The following is a 15,227-nucleotide window of genomic DNA, read 5'->3' on the forward strand; positions in this document are numbered from 1 at the left end:
ACAGCGACGGCCTCGAAAGGAGGCCTCCCCTCCCTCTCATTCAGCCTCCGCCCACCGCTTCCTCCCCCTGGGTTCTTCGGCCGCGCGGACACGGCTGGAAGGAAAGGAAGCAGCACGGGCGGGTCAGCCGTACCTCGTTCGGGAGTGCTCATGACGACACAGTGGAACCAGCGACCCGTAACCGGCTCCGACGACGACGGCGGTGAGTGGCTGCCGGTCCTGGACGTTCCCGCTCCGGGGCAGCAGAGGCGCTGGACCGTGCTGCTGCGCTGGCTGCTGCTGATTCCCCAGTTCGTCGTGGTCTGGGCGCTGGGCATCGCGGCGTTCTTCGTCACGATCGTGGGCTGGTTCGCCGCCTTGTTCACCGGGCGGCTGCCCGACGGAATCTTCCAGTTCCTCGGTTCCGTACTCGCCTATACGACCCGGGTCCACGCGAGTGCGGCGCTCCTTGTCGACCACTACCCGCCGTTCTCGTTCGCGGCCCCCGAGTACCCGGTGCAGATCGAGGTACGTCCTACCCCGCTGAACCGTCTCGCGGTGCTCTTCCGGCTGATCCTGATGATCCCCGTGGCGATTGTCGGCAGTCTCCTCCAGAGCGGCTGGCTCGCCCTCGGCTGGGTCTTCTGGCTCATCACCCTCGTCCTGGGACGTCTGCCCGCCCCGCTGTACGCCGCAACGGCTGCTGTCGCCCGGTACACGCTGCGGCTGAACGCCTACACGTCGCTGCTCACCCCGGCCTACCCCAAGCGACTGTTCGGCGATGCCCCCACCCCCACCAAGGAAGCAGCCCCGTCCGGCACACGTCCTCTGCTCCTCGACACCGCGGCGAAGGTTCTCGTCGTGCTGTTCCTGCTGCTCGGTGCGGCCGGCCAGACCGTCAACGCCACCACCGCCTACGGGGCCGACAACAGCGACGCAACCGCCAACGTCCCCACGGCCACACCCTGACACCACCGCGGTGGACACCTTGAGGCTGCCCTGCCGTTCCGCGGCGCGGTCCGCGGCAGCGGTCACGGTACGTTCCGCGCGACGCCTCCAGCAGGTGGTGTCCGGCCCGGCCGTGGACCACCCGCGGCACGACCTGGGTGCCGGGGAACTTGTGCTCCCAGGAACCGAGCACCGCCGAGAGCCTGCGCATCTCCTCCTGCACCGGGTCCACCGTGGCCGCGGAGGGCACCAGGGGAAGCACCCAGGAGTGCACCACGTGGAGGGACGTCCGGCGGGTCGCCGGCCGCGTCGAAGGCGTACTCCAGCAGCTCGTCGCAGGGGCGTTCCGGATCCAGGCCCAGGAGGACGGGACGGTACGGGGCGTCGTGTGCGCCCTGACGCTCGTCCTGCGGCTGTTCCCCTCCCGGTACGAGAGCGACCGGGCAGGCGGCGTGGTGCAGGACGCCGTGGTCGACGGGGCCGAGCTGCATGCCTGGGTGTCCCTTGCGGCGTCGTGCGCCGACCACCAGCAGGTCCGCGGTGAGGGAGGCGTTCAGCAGCGCGGACCGTGCGGGACCCTCGACGATCTCGCGCCGGACGGCGATGTTGTCGTTCCGCCGGGACGACGGCGCAGTCCGCTGCGCCGGCCCTGCGACGTCGTCGGGGCGTGGACCCGGTTGGTGACGCTGACGGTGCTGCCAGCTCCTCGGCCAGCTCCCCGGCGTACCGCTTGCTGCGGTTGTTGCTTCCCACCCGGCGCTGCTTCCTCGTGGAGCGAGCGGTGCGGACTCCTGCCCGACCGACGTGCATGCCGATCGGGTGAACCCCCTGCGCGGACGGTGCCATCCCCTCCCTGCCTGGTAGGACCCTTTGTGCCCCACAACGGGTCCGCCCGCCGGGTGGATGCCCGCACCTTCGGACGGAGCGCTTCCGTTGACGACCGCAGAACCTGCCGCCGGCCCCCACCCCAGCCCGGGGCCAGCTCAGAACGACTACGCCCTGCTCCTGGCCCAGATGCGGTCGCACGGCCTGCTGCGGCGTCGGCCCTGCTGGTACCTCCTGCGGATCGGCGCACTCGTGGCGTCAGTGGCGGTGCTGTGGTGGATCGTGCGGGGGGTCGGAGACAGCTGGTGGGCCCTGGGCGGTGCCGTGGCGCTCGCCTTCCTGTCCGCCCAGGCGGGCTTTCTGGGACATGACGCGGCGCACGAGCAGGCTTTCGCTTCCCACCGGGCCAATGCCTGGACGGCGTTCCTCCTCGGGAACGTGCTGACCGGTACGAGCTACGCGTGGTGGAGGGACGAACACAACCGGCACCACCGCTACCCCAACGACCCCGGCCGCGACCCCAACGTCGCCGACGTCGTCCTGAGCCTGAGCCCCGAACGCGCAGCCCAGCGGCAGGGGGTGAAAAGGGTGCTGGCCAGGCACCAGGCCTGGCTGTACTTTCCCGCGAGCCTGCTCCAGGGCGCCAACCTCCACCACGTGAGCATCCGGGCGCTGCGCCGTACGGACCTGCGCTGCCGTACCATCCCCCGACGTGCCGAAGTCGCCGGTCTGCTCGTGCACGCACTCGGCTACACCGGACTGCTGCTGGCTGCGATGTCCCTCGGCCACGCCGTCGTGTTCGCGGTCCTCCACCATGCCTTGTGGGGCCTCTACCTCGGTGCCACCTTCGCCCCCAACCACAAGGGCATGCCGGCCCTGACGCCCGAGGACGCCCGTGATCCCGTCCGCCGCCAGGCGGTCACGGCCCGCAACATCGCAGGCGGGCGGCTCGTCGGGTTCCTGTACGGCGGCCTCAACCACCAGATCGAGCACCACCTGTTCCCGACGATGCCCCGCCCGGCCCTGCGGCAAGCGGCCCCGCTGGTCGAGGAGTTCTGCCACAGCCGTGACATTCCCTATGTCACCGAGACGCTGACGGGAACCTATGTGAAGGTGCTGCGGCATCTGCACGGCGCGGGCGCCCAGCTGCGCGCCCGCACCCGGTGACCGGGCCGACCGGCCGCCCCCGCGCGGACCCGAAGGACTGCGAGCTGCGTCCGGTGGGCACGGCCAAGCGCTCCGCGCTGCTGATGGGCGTGATCGTCGTCCCGCTCGCCGCCCTCGTCGCGGTGGTGCCGGCGGCATGGGGGTGGGGCATCACGTACCGGGACCTGGTGCTGACCGCTCTGATGTACGTCATCGGGATCTGCGGGATCACTCTGGGCTACCACCGGCTGTTCACCCACAGGTCGTTCAGGGCGGGCCGACCGCTGCGGATCGTGCTGGCGCTGGCCGGAGGGTTCGCCCTGGAGGGGTCCGTCGTCCACTGGGTGGCGGAGCACCGCAGGCACCACCGGTACGCCGACGGCCCCGGAGACCCGCATTCGCCCTGGCGCTTCGGTGACAGCGGGCGGGCGCTGCTCAAAGGCCTCTGGCACGCGCAGGTCGGCTGGTTCTGGTCGAACCGCGAACGCTCCGACTTCCGGCACTGGGCCCCCGACGTGCTGGACGACCCGGACCTGCGGCTGCTCTGCCGCTGCTACCCGCTCGTCGCACTCGCGTCGTGGACGCTGCCCGCAGTGGCCGGGGGAGTGTGGGCGGGGTCGTGGACGGGGGCGCTCACCGCGTTCTTCTGGGCTTCCCTCGTGCGGTACGCCCTGGTCCACCATGCGACCTGGTCGGTCAACTCCGTCGCGCACACCTTCGGCACCGCCGCGTTCGCCACCCGTGACCGGTCGCGCAATGTCCCCTGGGTCGCCCTGATCACGCTCGGCGAAGGCTGGCACAACTACCACCACGCCGACCCGACCAGCGCCCGGCACGGCGTACTGCCCGGCCAGCTCGACCCGACCGCCCGGCTCATCAGGCTGCTGGAGCGGACGGGCCTGGTCCGCGACGTCCGCTGGCCCACTGCCGAACGGATCGCTGCCCGCCGCCTCGACTGACTGCTCCCGGCCCCACTCGTTCGGGTCAGTGCGCGTGCGACGCGGCAGTGGCTGTGGGTTACCTGGAGAAGCCCACCGTCGCTGCCGGCGTACGGCCTGCGGAGTTCGCCCAGGTACCGGGCCGATCTCGGTCACCGGCGCGCGGGCGGCGCCGCGAGCCGGGCCCTTGCCCCGCCGTGGCCGGCCGACCGCACTGTGCCCCAGCATCTTGGAGTGAGCCCTGTGAGTGCCCCGCCCCGCGAACCTTCCGCCCGCCGTGCCTCCCAGACGCCTCCCCGCGGCGGACCGCACGCCAAGCAGCACCGTGCCTGGTACGACAGGACGCGCTTCCTCGGGCTCGCGGAAGTCACCCACCTGCGCACCCAGATGGTCCGGCACAACCTCTTCGACGCCTACACCCCCGCCGAGCGCGCCGGGCGGGCACCCGGCAGTCTCGCCCCGTACCGCAGCTACGACGGGTCGGGATACGACCCGCACGACACCGAGATGGGCCGCTCCGGAACCCGCTTCGGCCGCAACATGCCGCCGGACGCGGGCGCCCCCGAGACCATGCCCCAGCTCCTGACTCCCAGCCCTCGCGACGTCAGCCGGCTGCTGCTCACCCGGGACACCTTCCGGCCCAGCGACCGGCTGAACATGCTCGCGGCGGCCTGGCTGCAGTTCCAGGTGCACGGCTGGGTCAGCCACGGCGACGCCGTCAGGGACGACCCGATCGAGGTCGACCTCGCCGACGACGACCCGTGGCCGTCCTGCCCGATGCGGGTGCGCCGCACTCCGAAGGACCCCCGCCCCTCGACGGAGGCCGGATCGAGACCCGGCTTCGCCAACCACATCAGCCACTGGTGGGACGGCTCCCAGATCTACGGCGCCGACGAAGCGCGCTGCCGCCAACTGCGGACCGGCGAGGGCGGCAGGCTCGCCATGACCGAAGGACGGCTGCCCGACGAGAGCGACCCGGGCATGGCAGGCATCGACAGCACCGGCTTCAACGACAACTACTGGCTCGGCCTGTCGCTGCTGCACACCCTGTTCGCCAAGGAGCACAACAGCATCTGCGACCGCCTCAAGGCGTCCTACCCGACCTGGGACGACGAACGGCTCTTCCACACCGCCCGTCTCGTCAACACGGCCGTGATGGCCCGTATCCACCTGCTGGAATGGACCCCGGGAATCATCGACTGCCCGGCCCAGCACCTCGCCTCCTCGGTCGTCGGCCGGGGTGGCCTGCCCCGCTGGCTCGCCTCCCGGGCCCGCCACGGCGGCTTCCTGTCCCGCAGCGTGGAACTGACCGGAGCCCTCGGCTCGACCATCGACCACGAGGGCGTGCCGTTCTCCCTCACCGAGGAATTCGCCTACTGCTACCGCCTGCACCCCATGCTGCGCGACTCGTACCCTCTGCGCGCCCACCAGGACGGCCGTCCCATCGACACCGTCGACTTCGACACCCTCCAGGGACTCAGGACACGCACAGCGGTCGACCAGTACGGGCTCACCGACCTCACGTACTCCTTCGGCACCATGCCCTGCGGCGACAACTCCCTGTACAACCACCCCCGCGCCCTGTCCCGACTCACCCGCCTGGACGGCGAGACGCTCGACGTCGGCACCCTGGACATCCTGCGCGGCAGGGAACGCGGCATTCCGCGCTACAACGACTTCCGCGCCCAGGTCCGCAAGCCCCGCCTCACCGACTTCTCCCAGCTCAGCAACAACCCCCAGTGGGCACAGCAGATCCGTGAGGTCTACGAAGGCGACCTCGACCAGGTCGACGCCATGGTCGGCATGCTCGCCGAACCGCGCAAACCCGGATTCGGCTTCAGCGAGACCGCGTACCGCATCTTCGTCCTCATGGCGGTGCGCCGCATGACCAGTGACCGCTTCTTCACCGACGACTACCGGCCCGAGGTCTACACCCCCGAGGGCATGGAGTGGATCGAACGCACCGGCATGCACCAGCTTCTCCTGCGCCACCACCCCGAACTCGCCGCCGGACTCGAAGGCACCCGCAATCCCTTCCACACCTGGCGGACCCCCCGGTGAACGCACCCCCGCGCGCCCAGCACCCCGGCCCGGGCACCGAGGAGCTGCACGCCGTGTCCCGCCTGCTCGCCACCGCCGCGGCCGACACCCGGCGAGCGGGCAGGAACGCCACCGCGGCACTGTGTTCCACGGAACTCCTCACCGCTGTGCTGTGCCACCCGCGCAACGGAATCGCGGCCGTACGCGCACTGCTGCACGCACTCACCCACCGAACCGGGCTCGGGCACGGCTTCGCCGGCGGCCGCCGCGGTACGGCGGCCGAGTACGCCGGTCTCCTCCTCAACCGAACCGGCCTCGCACGCGACCTCGCCGTCATGGGCCTGCGGCTGCGCGTACGGGCTGCCGCACTGCGCCACCCGGAGCTCCAGCACGGCGAACTCGCCCGCCTCGTCGACGCGATCGAAGGCGACCAGCAGGCCGAAGCCGTGAAGATCTTCCGGCGGATGTCCGCCGCGGACGGCACCGCCCACTCCCTGTCCTCCGTCGCACCCGTCTTCGCCGACCTGCTCGCCTGGAACGCGCTGATCGACGAGAACCCCTTCAACGACCGCAGCGCCTGGGCGATCGCCACCGGTGAAGTCCCGGACGCGGAACCGCTGTTGGGTATCCCCATCAGCTTCTGGGCATTCTGGGACCGCGGGGCGGGCCGAGCCGAACTCCTCCCCCCGGACGACGACCTGCACCCCCGGCTGGGAGCAGGCGGGGGCATCACCCAGTGGGTGCGCAACATCGCCGCCCTCGGCAACGTCGGCCGCGTCATGGTCCACGCCGTCACCGCGCCCGACGGATCCGGCCGTTACGTCCTCCAGATGTCCGGCATGGGCGGCGGCGCTCCCCGCAACGACAGCCCCATGGACCTCGTGGGCGGCTTCACCAACGTCGGACGCACCGACACCCCCTACACCCGCGCGGCCCGCAAGGCCGTCGCCGCGTGCGTGCCCGCCGGAGCGAGGCTGGCGATCGTCGGACACAGCCAGGGCGGCGCAGCCGCCATGAACCTCGCCTCGCTCCCCGAGTTCACCGACACCTACGAGGTGACCCACGTCGTCGCCGTCGGCTCACCCATCGACTACAAGAAGCCCGCCGACCCCCGCACCCGGGTCATCAGCCTGGTCAACGAGCACGACATCGTGCCCGCCCTCGACGGCCGCAGTGCCGTGTCCCCCTACCAACTCCCGGACGGCTGGCAGGAGATCACCTGGCTCGACACCAGCCACGCCTTCCCGCTGTGCCACGCCGCCGAGCGCTACGCCGAGAACCTCGACCACCAGGTCCCCGAGGCGCGCGACCGTATCGATGCCGTCCTGGCCCCGTACCGCGGGCCCGTCACCGCCACGTACGTCTTCCGCCTCTACGACCGCTGACCGGACGGAGACCGCTGTGCACCCGCACCGTTCGCTGCACGACCGTACGAACGTCCTGCGCTCCGACGCCGAACGCCTCCATGCCGCAGCGACGGAACTGGACCGGATCGCCGCTGCGACAGCGCCCGGAGACCCGGACGCGGAGGGCCTGCAGGCGCAGTTGCGCACCCAGGCCGCCCGCTCCCGGCAAGCCGCTTCCGACCTCCACGAGGCTGCACGCCGACTTGCTGCCCTGAGCGCGATTCGACCACGCCGACGCGCAGCGCTGAGAGGGGCCGCGGGGCTGCTGGCAGCGGCCCTGGTACCGGTCGTGCTGGTCCACCGGCGCGGCGCGCCCTCTCGCCGCTGGGCAGCATGACACCGACTTCGTAGAGCGAGAACCCAGCAGCACGACGTGCGGATCGCCCGGTTCCCGGGCGGCGGGAGGACGGTTCGTCACTCCGCCCCAGCCCGTCGGCCCGACCGTGCATCCGGCACTCCGTGTTCAGCATCCGGCAATGTCACCGCCTTCCCTGATTCGGCCAAAGCATCCCGCCCGTGGTCCCACCCGTAGGGGGACGCCAAGCGCATGAACAGGAGCGCGGGCGAGGTTCCGAACCAGTACCGAAGGCGACGGCGGCTCCGTGGACCCCAGCAACGAGTGCTGAACTGACGGACGCCGACACGCACAACTTTCAGAGCGCGCCCGTCCCGGGCCGCTCCTGAAGACGGGGCTCCGGCACGACTACGGCATCGTGCGGCTGCTCGGGGAGTCCGGTGCCACGGTCGCCTCCGTCTGACATCCATGGACGCAGGCCCCGGACTCGAATCCGTCCACGAATTCGGTGGCAAGGGACGTCATTTCCTCGCCCCAAGCGTGAAGTCGGAACACCGCGGCCCTGTCCGGTCGGTCCTGGGGCGCTCGTGCGAAAATCGCGGCTCACACGTGGGTATCCGCGTGCGCGAGATCAAAGGAGCGGAACGTCTGTGCGGGGGAGAACGGCGGAGAAGGCGGCCGGCAGGATGCCGGCGGTCGTCGCATTGGCAGCCCTGACGGCCCTGACGGCCCTGACGGGATGCGGCGGCGGGGAGTCCGAAAGAGGGAACTCCGCCCCCTCCTCGTCCCCTTCCCGTACGCACGTGGAGACGTCGGAGCCGCTCGCCCCCGGCCGCGACGCGGTGGACCGCGAGGTCGAGGAAGCCACCGCGCAAGCGAAGCTCACGGGGCTGTCTCCGTCGGTGGACCCCGCCGCCACCGCCCCCTCGGGCAAACGGCTGGCCCCGTGCACAACGCAGTGGACCGGCTTCCCCGACGCCCCGGCGGGCAAGGGAACGACCGGCGCCGGTCCGTACGCGGCCGCCGTGGCGGAGCTGGAGAAGCGCGGATGGCAGCGCGAGAGCCGCACCGAACGCGGACAGCTCGTCCTGGTCTCGCTCAAGAAGGGGGACTGGAGGATCCGAAGCAGCCTCAGGGAAAGCGACCGCGCCGATACGATCAACTTCGTCGGTGTGCACGACAGTTGCGCCCCCGGACTGCCGGAGCTTCCCGAACTGCTCACCCACCTGCTGCCTTCGACGACCTCGCACTGAACGGGACGACGCCGGTGGAGGCCTCTGCCACGGACGCCCAGCCCTGCTGACCGGACCGGACGCGCCGGCATGGCCGTGAAGGCCGGACGGACGGACGGTCGTCCCTCGACGGGGCAACAGTGGGCGGCGGGCCTGGACGATGCCGCAGGTGGCTGGGTCGGCGGGGGCGGTGTTGGTGTTGTCCGAATGCGGTGCGTCACTGGTGTTCATTTGCTGGGTGTTCATTAGCTGGAAGAGCGATCTGGGCGCGGAAGCCCTCGCAGTGTTCGAGCGCAGCGTCGTGGGGGCATGAGAGCAGGTCGCGCAGGTAGTTGCGGGCGCTGTCCAGCTGCGTCAGCTGAGCGTCGATGGCGGCGATTCGAGCGGTGACGGTGTCGCGCCAGTCGGGAGTGTCCGCGGGCTCGGCAAGGACCGCGGCGATCTCGTTGAGGGACATCTGTCCGGTGGTCCGCCACAGACGGATCAGCGCGATCCGGTAGATCTGATCGGTGTTGTAGTAGCGATGGCCGAAGCGTCGGTGGGGCGAGACGAGTCCGCGGCGCTCCCAGTAGTGGAGCGTCGAGACGGGCAGATGGAAGTGGTCGGCAACGCGCCTGATCGAAGCCAGATCGTCCATCGGGCCAGTTGAACTCAACCCCGGTTGAGCGTGCAAGGTCGGCCTCACCGAACCGTCTCAGGCCGCCGCGCCCACGCAGGGCGCTGGAAAGTGCGGCCGCCCCCAGGGGAAAGGACCGCCATGCCGGTGAATCTTGGTGTCTGTCTTCCGACCTTCGAGCGTGGCGATGGGGGAATGAGAGAGATCCCCTCGTTGGCCCGGCACATCGAGCAGGTCGGCCTGGACATGGTGTGGGCGGGTGACCATCTGTGCGCGCGTGTCCCGTTCGTGGAGAGCGTGGTCGCGCTCAGCGCGGCCGCCGCGGTCACCGAGCGGGTACGGATCGGCTTCGGGGTCATGCTGCTGGCGCTGCGGCAGCAGGCCTGGGCGGCAAAGCAGCTGTCGTCGTTGCAGTACCTGTCCGGCAACCGTGTGGTCCTGGGGGTCGGCGCGGGCATCCACCCGCAGGACTGGCCGGTCGGCGGGGTCGCGTTCGCCGGGCGGGGCAGCCGGACCGATGTGATGCTGCGGGCGTTGCCCGATCTGTTCGCGGGCCGGCCGACGTACTTGCTGACGGTGCCGGGTGAGCCGGTGATGACGCTTGAGCCCGCTGTTCCCGCGCCACCGGTGTGGGTGGGTGGCATGTCTGACCGTGCGTTGCGACGCGTCCTCGATCACGGCGTCGGATGGCTCGCCTCGTTGCTCGACCCCGCGCAACTGGGGGAGCGGGCCGCCAAACTGACGGCGATGGCAGCCGAGGCGGGCACGCGGACACCGGAGGTCGGCACCACGGTGTTCGCCGCGCTGAGTACCGATCCCGAGGAGAACCGCCGGAGTCACCCACGCCTGGTTCGCTTTCTGCGCTCGCTGACCGGCGAACAGGGGCTGTCCGAGTGGCAGGCTACCCGCCTGGTGGTCAGCGGACCTCCCGAGAAGCTGGCCGAACGACTTGACCAGTACCGTCGCGCGGGCGCACAGACATTCGTGATCAACCTGTCGGGCAACAACCTGCGTCGGCAGTACGACCTGCTCGCTCGTTCCCGGGAGCTACTGCTCGGCTGAGGCTGATCTCGATGCCGCACCGGCTGACACGGGACCGTTGGCTCGGCGCGCACGTCTTCCAGCATGCGCGGGGCCCGGCCGGCCGGGCCACCGCCAGGAGTCGCTGCTCCGCCCCGCACCAAGAGGGAAGGCCGGTCGCCTCGTCGTCCCCGTCGAAGGCCCGCTGGTGTGCCGTCGGCAACAGGCCTTCGAGGATTTCGTCGGACAAGGCGCGTGAAATTCCCCACCGGTGACAATGAGGGCAATGTTCTGCTGTTGTGAATAATTCGCCCGGTACCTCACAAGGACATAGCGCGTCACTAGTGCGGCAAGGCTTGTAACGGGCCTGTCACTGGGACTTGATCTATTGCGAGAGGCGGGCGCGAAGTGAGAGGCTCGGGCGAGAGAGGCGGGCCCGAGCTCATGACGTCCTCATGAAAGCGGCCTGCCAATATAAGGGGGTAAACGATATGGGACTTCGTACAAGATCATTGGTGGTGGCCGGAGTTACTCTGGCTTGTTCCGCACTGGCGAGCGTTCCCGCTCAGGCCAGTGTGGAGACGCAGACCTGCGTCCCGTACTTCACTTTCCCGCTGGGTACCGCCTGTTTCGACGCGGATGGTGACAAGTTCATCCTCAGCGACAATCGAGCGGACGGCGAGAGGCTGGTGGTGCGCTGGACGGCTTTCGACGGATCGGGGCGCTCCGGTGAATGCCACGACTCGGACGGAGCCAGTAACGGGGCGACGGTGTGCAATTACAACTTCCGCGAGGGAAAGAACAACTACGTGCGGTTCCAAGCCATGACGCGCAATGGCGCCAAGGGCAAGGACAGCAACATCTCGCCTGCCCTGCACGGCTACATCAGCCCGAGGTAGCGGAGTTCTTCGAGTGACCCGCTGAATGGGAATCCTCCCTGGCGGAAACTTGTGATGAGCGGCACCCTGAGCCAATCCGGCCCAGGGTGCCTTCTGCGTTCAGGGAAAGTGATCCCCGGGATTTGCCGCTTGTCCTGCCGTACTCCGAGTCCTCCCCGCACGCCGCTCTCGGAGGTCGGGCCTTCCAGGGCGTGTGTCAGAAGTGTTCGTAGTGCGGTGGCTGATCCTTACGAGTCGTGGTCATCTGCTTGGGGAAATGATGTCCTCCAGAGTCCGGGGCATGGGGTAGGTGCGTTCCGTGGGGAACAGCCGCTGTGCTTTGGTGGCGTGTCCGGTCTGTATGAGTGTTGAGGCTTTGCGGATCTGGGGGGTGAGGTCGGTGAGACTGACGATCCATTCGTCGGTGAACGTGTGGATCAAGTGGCGGCTGATGCCTACCTGGATGCTGTAGTGGTTCAGGGCCGCTCCGCGCGGCGAGCGCTCCGGGTCCCACTGGACATGTACGGCTGCCTGGGCCACCGCTGCCGGGTCGGCGGTCGTCAGCACGGCCTGGGACAGGGCCTCCTCCCAGCCTTCCCGGGTAATCCGTACAGCGAGTACACGTTCCTGGCCGGGTTTGCGGGCCCAGTTGCTGCGGTGCATCAGCCACGTGAACGACGGCTTGATCCACGTCATCCGGCGGAACGAGAACGGCGCAACGAAGCGGCCCGCCCGCAGTGCCGCGTCAGCGATGGCAGGCGAGTACGCCTGGTAGACCACGATCGTGCGGGCGTCGTAGTCGGCACGAATCTGATAAGGGGGCGTCATGCGCCCGTACCCTGCCATCTGGTCCGGTGGCGGGGCGAGCGATTTTGCCCTGCCGCCCCCCGGGGGACGGTTCGAATGCGCTGCTCAGAGCCGGTCGTTGACGGCCGCGACAAGGGCGGTCGCCCCGTAGCGGACCGCGGGCTTGCCGTAGCGCGTGGGCACGGCCTGCCCGGCCCAACGACACGGAACACGGACCTCGGCCAGCGGTTCAGACGCCCTCGGTCCGGACGGCGGCAGCGCCCCGGGTTCCCGGTGCTTGGACCTGCTGGACCACCGGACGAGGCCCGGCGGGCTGCCTGAGGGAGCGTTGCTCCAGGAGCGTGGGGAACGTACCGACGGCGTTGAGCGCCAGGGCCAGCTCCGCGATGATCGTCGGGTCGTCCAGCGGGCCGCGCAGGTACTCCTCCAGGCGGCGGATGCGATAGCGCACCGTGTTCTCGTGGCAGTACAGGACTTGGGCCGCCTCGGCTGCGGAGCCATGTGCCTTGAGCCAGGCCCGCGCCGTGGCCAGGAGCGTGGTGCGTTCGCCTTCGGGCAGGGACAGCAACCCGCCGAGCACGCGGTTGACGGCCCGGCGAGTGGTGTCCAGGTTGCTCATCACCAGCTCTGTCAACGGAGTGTCGTCCAGCTGCCGCACCTCGGCCACCCCTGGGGTCAACGACTCCAGTGCGACCTGGGCGTACCGCAGGGCGCTCTCCGTGTGGTCGAGCTGGTGGTAGACGGGGCTCACTCCGACGCGTCCGGTTGCGCAGTCGCGAACAGCGGCGACGACCGTGGCCGGGGGCTGCTTGCGGGCCAGGGAGAGGACCGCGATCTCGTGTCCTGACTGCGCCCGCCAGGCCGATGCGACGTCGAGCGCCCGCAGCCTTGCCTCCAGGCCGGGCAGGGGCGACTCGGCTGCCACGGCGGCCTCGGCCATCAGGACGACGAAGCGGCCCTGATAGGGGAAGCCGAGTGTACGGGCGAGTTCCCAGCCGGTGTCGCCGCCGGCGGCCTGCCCGTCGAGCAGTGCGGCGACAAGGGCCGAGCGCCTGCGGTCGGTCTCGACCATCCGTTCGGCAACGGCTTCTCGGTAGGAGTCCGTGAGTGCCGAGGAGTAGATGTCCGACAGGGCCCAGACCCGGGTCGCCGACATGAGCAGCGCGCGCGTCGCGCTCTCCCCGAAATCCTGTGCCTCGGCGAGGAGTTGACTCCAGAAGTAGGCGAAGCTCAACCGGTAGACACGGAGCACCTCAGGCAGTGGCGCACCCTGCAGGGCCCGCTTGCGGCCGTTGGCGTGGGGTGCGGACACATCCACCGACGCCAGTCCGGGGTCGGCGAGATGGGTGAGGAGGAAGTCGACGCTGCGGCGCAGGGCCTCCTGCAGTTCCTTCGGGCTCACCACCGTGCTGCGGTAGAACTCGATCTCCCTGACGACCAGTTCGGCCATGCCGGCGACGATGCCGTCCAGCCTGGCGTTCAGGGCCTTGGCAAGGTCGGCGATGGTGGCGTTCGCGGCATCCTCGGGCACGGCCAGAGCCTACGGCAGCACGGGGTACGGCCAGCGCACAATGCCGATTCCCTTGTCCGGCCCAGGGGTTGGCGGCCGGGTCGTTCCGGACGGTGTCGTAGGGGCGGGTCATCGCGGAGCCGAAGCCGTTCCTGCTCACACAGAGAGTCGCCCAGCACCACCCCGGACGGCTGGCTTGCCGTCCGGGGTACGCCGCGTCAGTACCGCTGTGACCATGGAGACATGAGTCTGACGCGCATAGGGGCGCTGGCCCGTGCAGAACGGCCAGTCGCCCCTGTCGTGCGGGTCTCATGCGCGGCTTCTCAGACGCACGCCGCTTCGCGGGTCCGGTAGAAGCCGTGTCCGCCGTTCAGGCTCACGGAGCCGTAGTAGCAGTCGTTCGCCAGGCCGAAACGCTGCATACCCTTGATGCTGTGCGCATGTGCGGTGTAGGGAGGGTCTTGCGAACGGTAACTCCCGCTGGTGTTGGTGATCTGGAGGATGGCCCCGAAGTGGGTGACGCCGCTCATATTGTCGAACCAGGCGATCGTGGGCTCACGGGGCCCAGTGCTGACGCACACCTTCATGTCGCCCATGCCGCCGAAGTCCGAGCAGCGAGTGACCGTTCGGACCGAGGGACCGCCTGCCTGCTCCGTCGCCTGCGCCGGCACCACCGCCGTTCCCGCAAGCGTCAGTGCTCCCAGGATGACTGCTACTGCCCTGATGCTGTGTCGTTCCTTCGTCTGTGCCATAACTGTCTGTGCCATAACGTCACTCCTTGGTGAAGGGAAGCGCGCACCATGAGTGGTGGCTGCTTCCGGGTACTGAACATCCACTGACGGATCGTGTGGGCACTCTCTGGAGGGCGGGCCCCGGACTGAGTCCTGAGGAGGACACGACAGCTCCGGCTCCTACCGAAGCAGGAGACCCGGCAGGAGACCCAGCGGGAGCCGCCGGGCCGGCCAGCCGTCGGCGCCCATGCCGGGCGACCGTTGCTCATCAGCGGCCGGTCCGCGAGGTGCGTGGTGTCCTGCGGAGTGCCCAACGGCGCGGTGGGCACCGGGGGAGGGTAGGTCAGGGATCGTCGAGGAGGCCCGTCCCCCTGCCCGTCCTCAACAGATCACCCAGATCCAATGAGCTTTGTCGTTCTCGGCTGCGGAGAGGTTGGTAGAGGTCCACGCGGGGACGTAGCCCACGGAGTTCTGCTTGCTGTCCAGGAGCCGGATGGCATTGCCGTGCGTCTTGATCGACGACACGGTGCCCGCCCACTGCCCGAGGTAGTACGTGCCGCAACCTGGGGCGTAGCCGAAGGAACCCGTACCGTTCCAGTCCGAGAAGAAGCAGGCACGACCGGAAGGGCATCGGCCGTATCCGTTGTCCTCGACGGCGGCGCTGGCAGAGCTGGCGGTGGCAAGCAGACCGGTGAGGGAGAGTCCCGCTGTGGCGACTACCGCTGCCACCGTGTTCTTGATTCTCAGCATTCAGAAAGCCTTTCTCGATGTGTGCGATCAAGCACGAGCAACGGCCGTCGCCGGTGGCCGCGCTGCCGTCCTCCCTTCTCCGTGTCGCCTTCGCCGTCCGGCCCTG

Annotated in this window: 15 protein-coding genes; 9 read left to right on the forward strand and 6 right to left on the reverse strand. The window is 69.5% G+C overall.

All coding sequences use genetic code 11. The annotated features are described in order from the left end of the window. The first annotated feature begins 150 nt into the window (after positions 1 to 150). Entirely contained in the window at positions 151 to 948 is a 798-nt protein-coding gene (locus tag ACH4SP_RS04810; protein ID WP_398409231.1) for a DUF4389 domain-containing protein, read from the forward strand. 62 nt (positions 949 to 1,010) lie between these two features. On the opposite strand, the gene ACH4SP_RS04815 is transcribed toward ACH4SP_RS04810, so the two are convergent. Further along, positions 1,011 to 1,808 carry a universal stress protein gene (locus ACH4SP_RS04815; RefSeq protein ID WP_398409233.1) on the reverse strand — a complete coding sequence of 266 codons (798 nt, stop codon included), beginning with the start codon at positions 1,806 to 1,808 and terminating at the stop codon, positions 1,011 to 1,013. A gap of 52 nt (positions 1,809 to 1,860) precedes the next feature. On the opposite strand from ACH4SP_RS04815, the gene ACH4SP_RS04820 reads away from it, so the two are divergent. From ACH4SP_RS04820 to ACH4SP_RS04845, 6 genes are all read left to right on the forward strand, one after another. Further along, positions 1,861 to 2,919 (forward strand): fatty acid desaturase family protein, encoded by a 1,059-nt coding sequence (locus tag ACH4SP_RS04820; RefSeq protein ID WP_398409235.1) that lies wholly within the window; start codon positions 1,861 to 1,863, stop codon positions 2,917 to 2,919. Beyond that, the gene (locus tag ACH4SP_RS04825; protein WP_398409237.1) at positions 2,916 to 3,857 is read left to right on the forward strand and encodes an acyl-CoA desaturase; all 942 of its coding nucleotides are present in this window, start codon (positions 2,916 to 2,918) and stop codon (positions 3,855 to 3,857) included. The genes ACH4SP_RS04820 and ACH4SP_RS04825 overlap by 4 nt, the downstream gene beginning before the upstream one ends. A gap of 213 nt (positions 3,858 to 4,070) precedes the next feature. Beyond that, on the forward strand, positions 4,071 to 5,897 hold the full coding sequence (locus ACH4SP_RS04830; protein ID WP_398409238.1) for a peroxidase family protein: 1,827 nt from the start codon (positions 4,071 to 4,073) through the stop codon (positions 5,895 to 5,897). After that, on the forward strand, positions 5,894 to 7,261 hold the full coding sequence (locus tag ACH4SP_RS04835) for a hypothetical protein (protein ID WP_398409240.1): 1,368 nt from the start codon (positions 5,894 to 5,896) through the stop codon (positions 7,259 to 7,261). Before ACH4SP_RS04830 ends, ACH4SP_RS04835 begins: the two co-directional genes overlap by 4 nt. Before the next feature lie 16 nt (positions 7,262 to 7,277). Next, positions 7,278 to 7,619, forward strand: coding sequence for a hypothetical protein (locus ACH4SP_RS04840; protein ID WP_398409242.1), 342 nt, complete (start codon positions 7,278 to 7,280; stop codon positions 7,617 to 7,619). Positions 7,620 to 8,227: 608 nt separating this feature from the next. Then, entirely contained in the window at positions 8,228 to 8,830 is a 603-nt protein-coding gene (locus ACH4SP_RS04845) for a hypothetical protein (RefSeq protein ID WP_398409245.1), read from the forward strand. A gap of 196 nt (positions 8,831 to 9,026) precedes the next feature. On the opposite strand, the gene ACH4SP_RS04850 is transcribed toward ACH4SP_RS04845, so the two are convergent. Then, positions 9,027 to 9,446 (reverse strand): MerR family transcriptional regulator, encoded by a 420-nt coding sequence (locus ACH4SP_RS04850; RefSeq protein ID WP_398409247.1) that lies wholly within the window; start codon positions 9,444 to 9,446, stop codon positions 9,027 to 9,029. Between the two features lie 120 nt (positions 9,447 to 9,566). On the opposite strand from ACH4SP_RS04850, the gene ACH4SP_RS04855 reads away from it, so the two are divergent. Further along, positions 9,567 to 10,487: an LLM class flavin-dependent oxidoreductase gene (locus ACH4SP_RS04855; RefSeq protein ID WP_398409250.1), complete on the forward strand. Its 921-nt coding sequence runs from the start codon at positions 9,567 to 9,569 to the stop codon at positions 10,485 to 10,487. Positions 10,488 to 11,020: 533 nt separating this feature from the next. Then, positions 11,021 to 11,344 (forward strand): hypothetical protein, encoded by a 324-nt coding sequence (locus ACH4SP_RS04860; protein ID WP_398409253.1) that lies wholly within the window; start codon positions 11,021 to 11,023, stop codon positions 11,342 to 11,344. 240 nt (positions 11,345 to 11,584) lie between these two features. On the opposite strand, the gene ACH4SP_RS04865 is transcribed toward ACH4SP_RS04860, so the two are convergent. The 4 genes from ACH4SP_RS04865 to ACH4SP_RS04880 all read right to left on the reverse strand — a co-directional run bounded on the left by ACH4SP_RS04865 (position 11,585) and on the right by ACH4SP_RS04880 (position 15,121). Continuing rightward, the gene (locus ACH4SP_RS04865) at positions 11,585 to 12,151 is read right to left on the reverse strand and encodes a DUF4291 domain-containing protein (RefSeq protein WP_398409256.1); all 567 of its coding nucleotides are present in this window, start codon (positions 12,149 to 12,151) and stop codon (positions 11,585 to 11,587) included. A 208-nt stretch (positions 12,152 to 12,359) separates the two neighbouring features. Then, on the reverse strand, positions 12,360 to 13,661 hold the full coding sequence (locus ACH4SP_RS04870) for a PucR family transcriptional regulator (protein WP_398409257.1): 1,302 nt from the start codon (positions 13,659 to 13,661) through the stop codon (positions 12,360 to 12,362). Positions 13,662 to 13,963: 302 nt separating this feature from the next. Continuing rightward, the gene (locus ACH4SP_RS04875; RefSeq protein ID WP_398409259.1) at positions 13,964 to 14,407 is read right to left on the reverse strand and encodes a hypothetical protein; all 444 of its coding nucleotides are present in this window, start codon (positions 14,405 to 14,407) and stop codon (positions 13,964 to 13,966) included. Between the two features lie 345 nt (positions 14,408 to 14,752). Next, positions 14,753 to 15,121 (reverse strand): peptidase inhibitor family I36 protein, encoded by a 369-nt coding sequence (locus tag ACH4SP_RS04880; RefSeq protein ID WP_398409261.1) that lies wholly within the window; start codon positions 15,119 to 15,121, stop codon positions 14,753 to 14,755. Positions 15,122 to 15,227: the final 106 nt, after the last annotated feature.

The sequence above is a fragment of the Streptomyces sp. NPDC021093 genome (assembly GCF_044333135.1).
GTDB lineage: Bacteria > Actinomycetota > Actinomycetes > Streptomycetales > Streptomycetaceae > Streptomyces.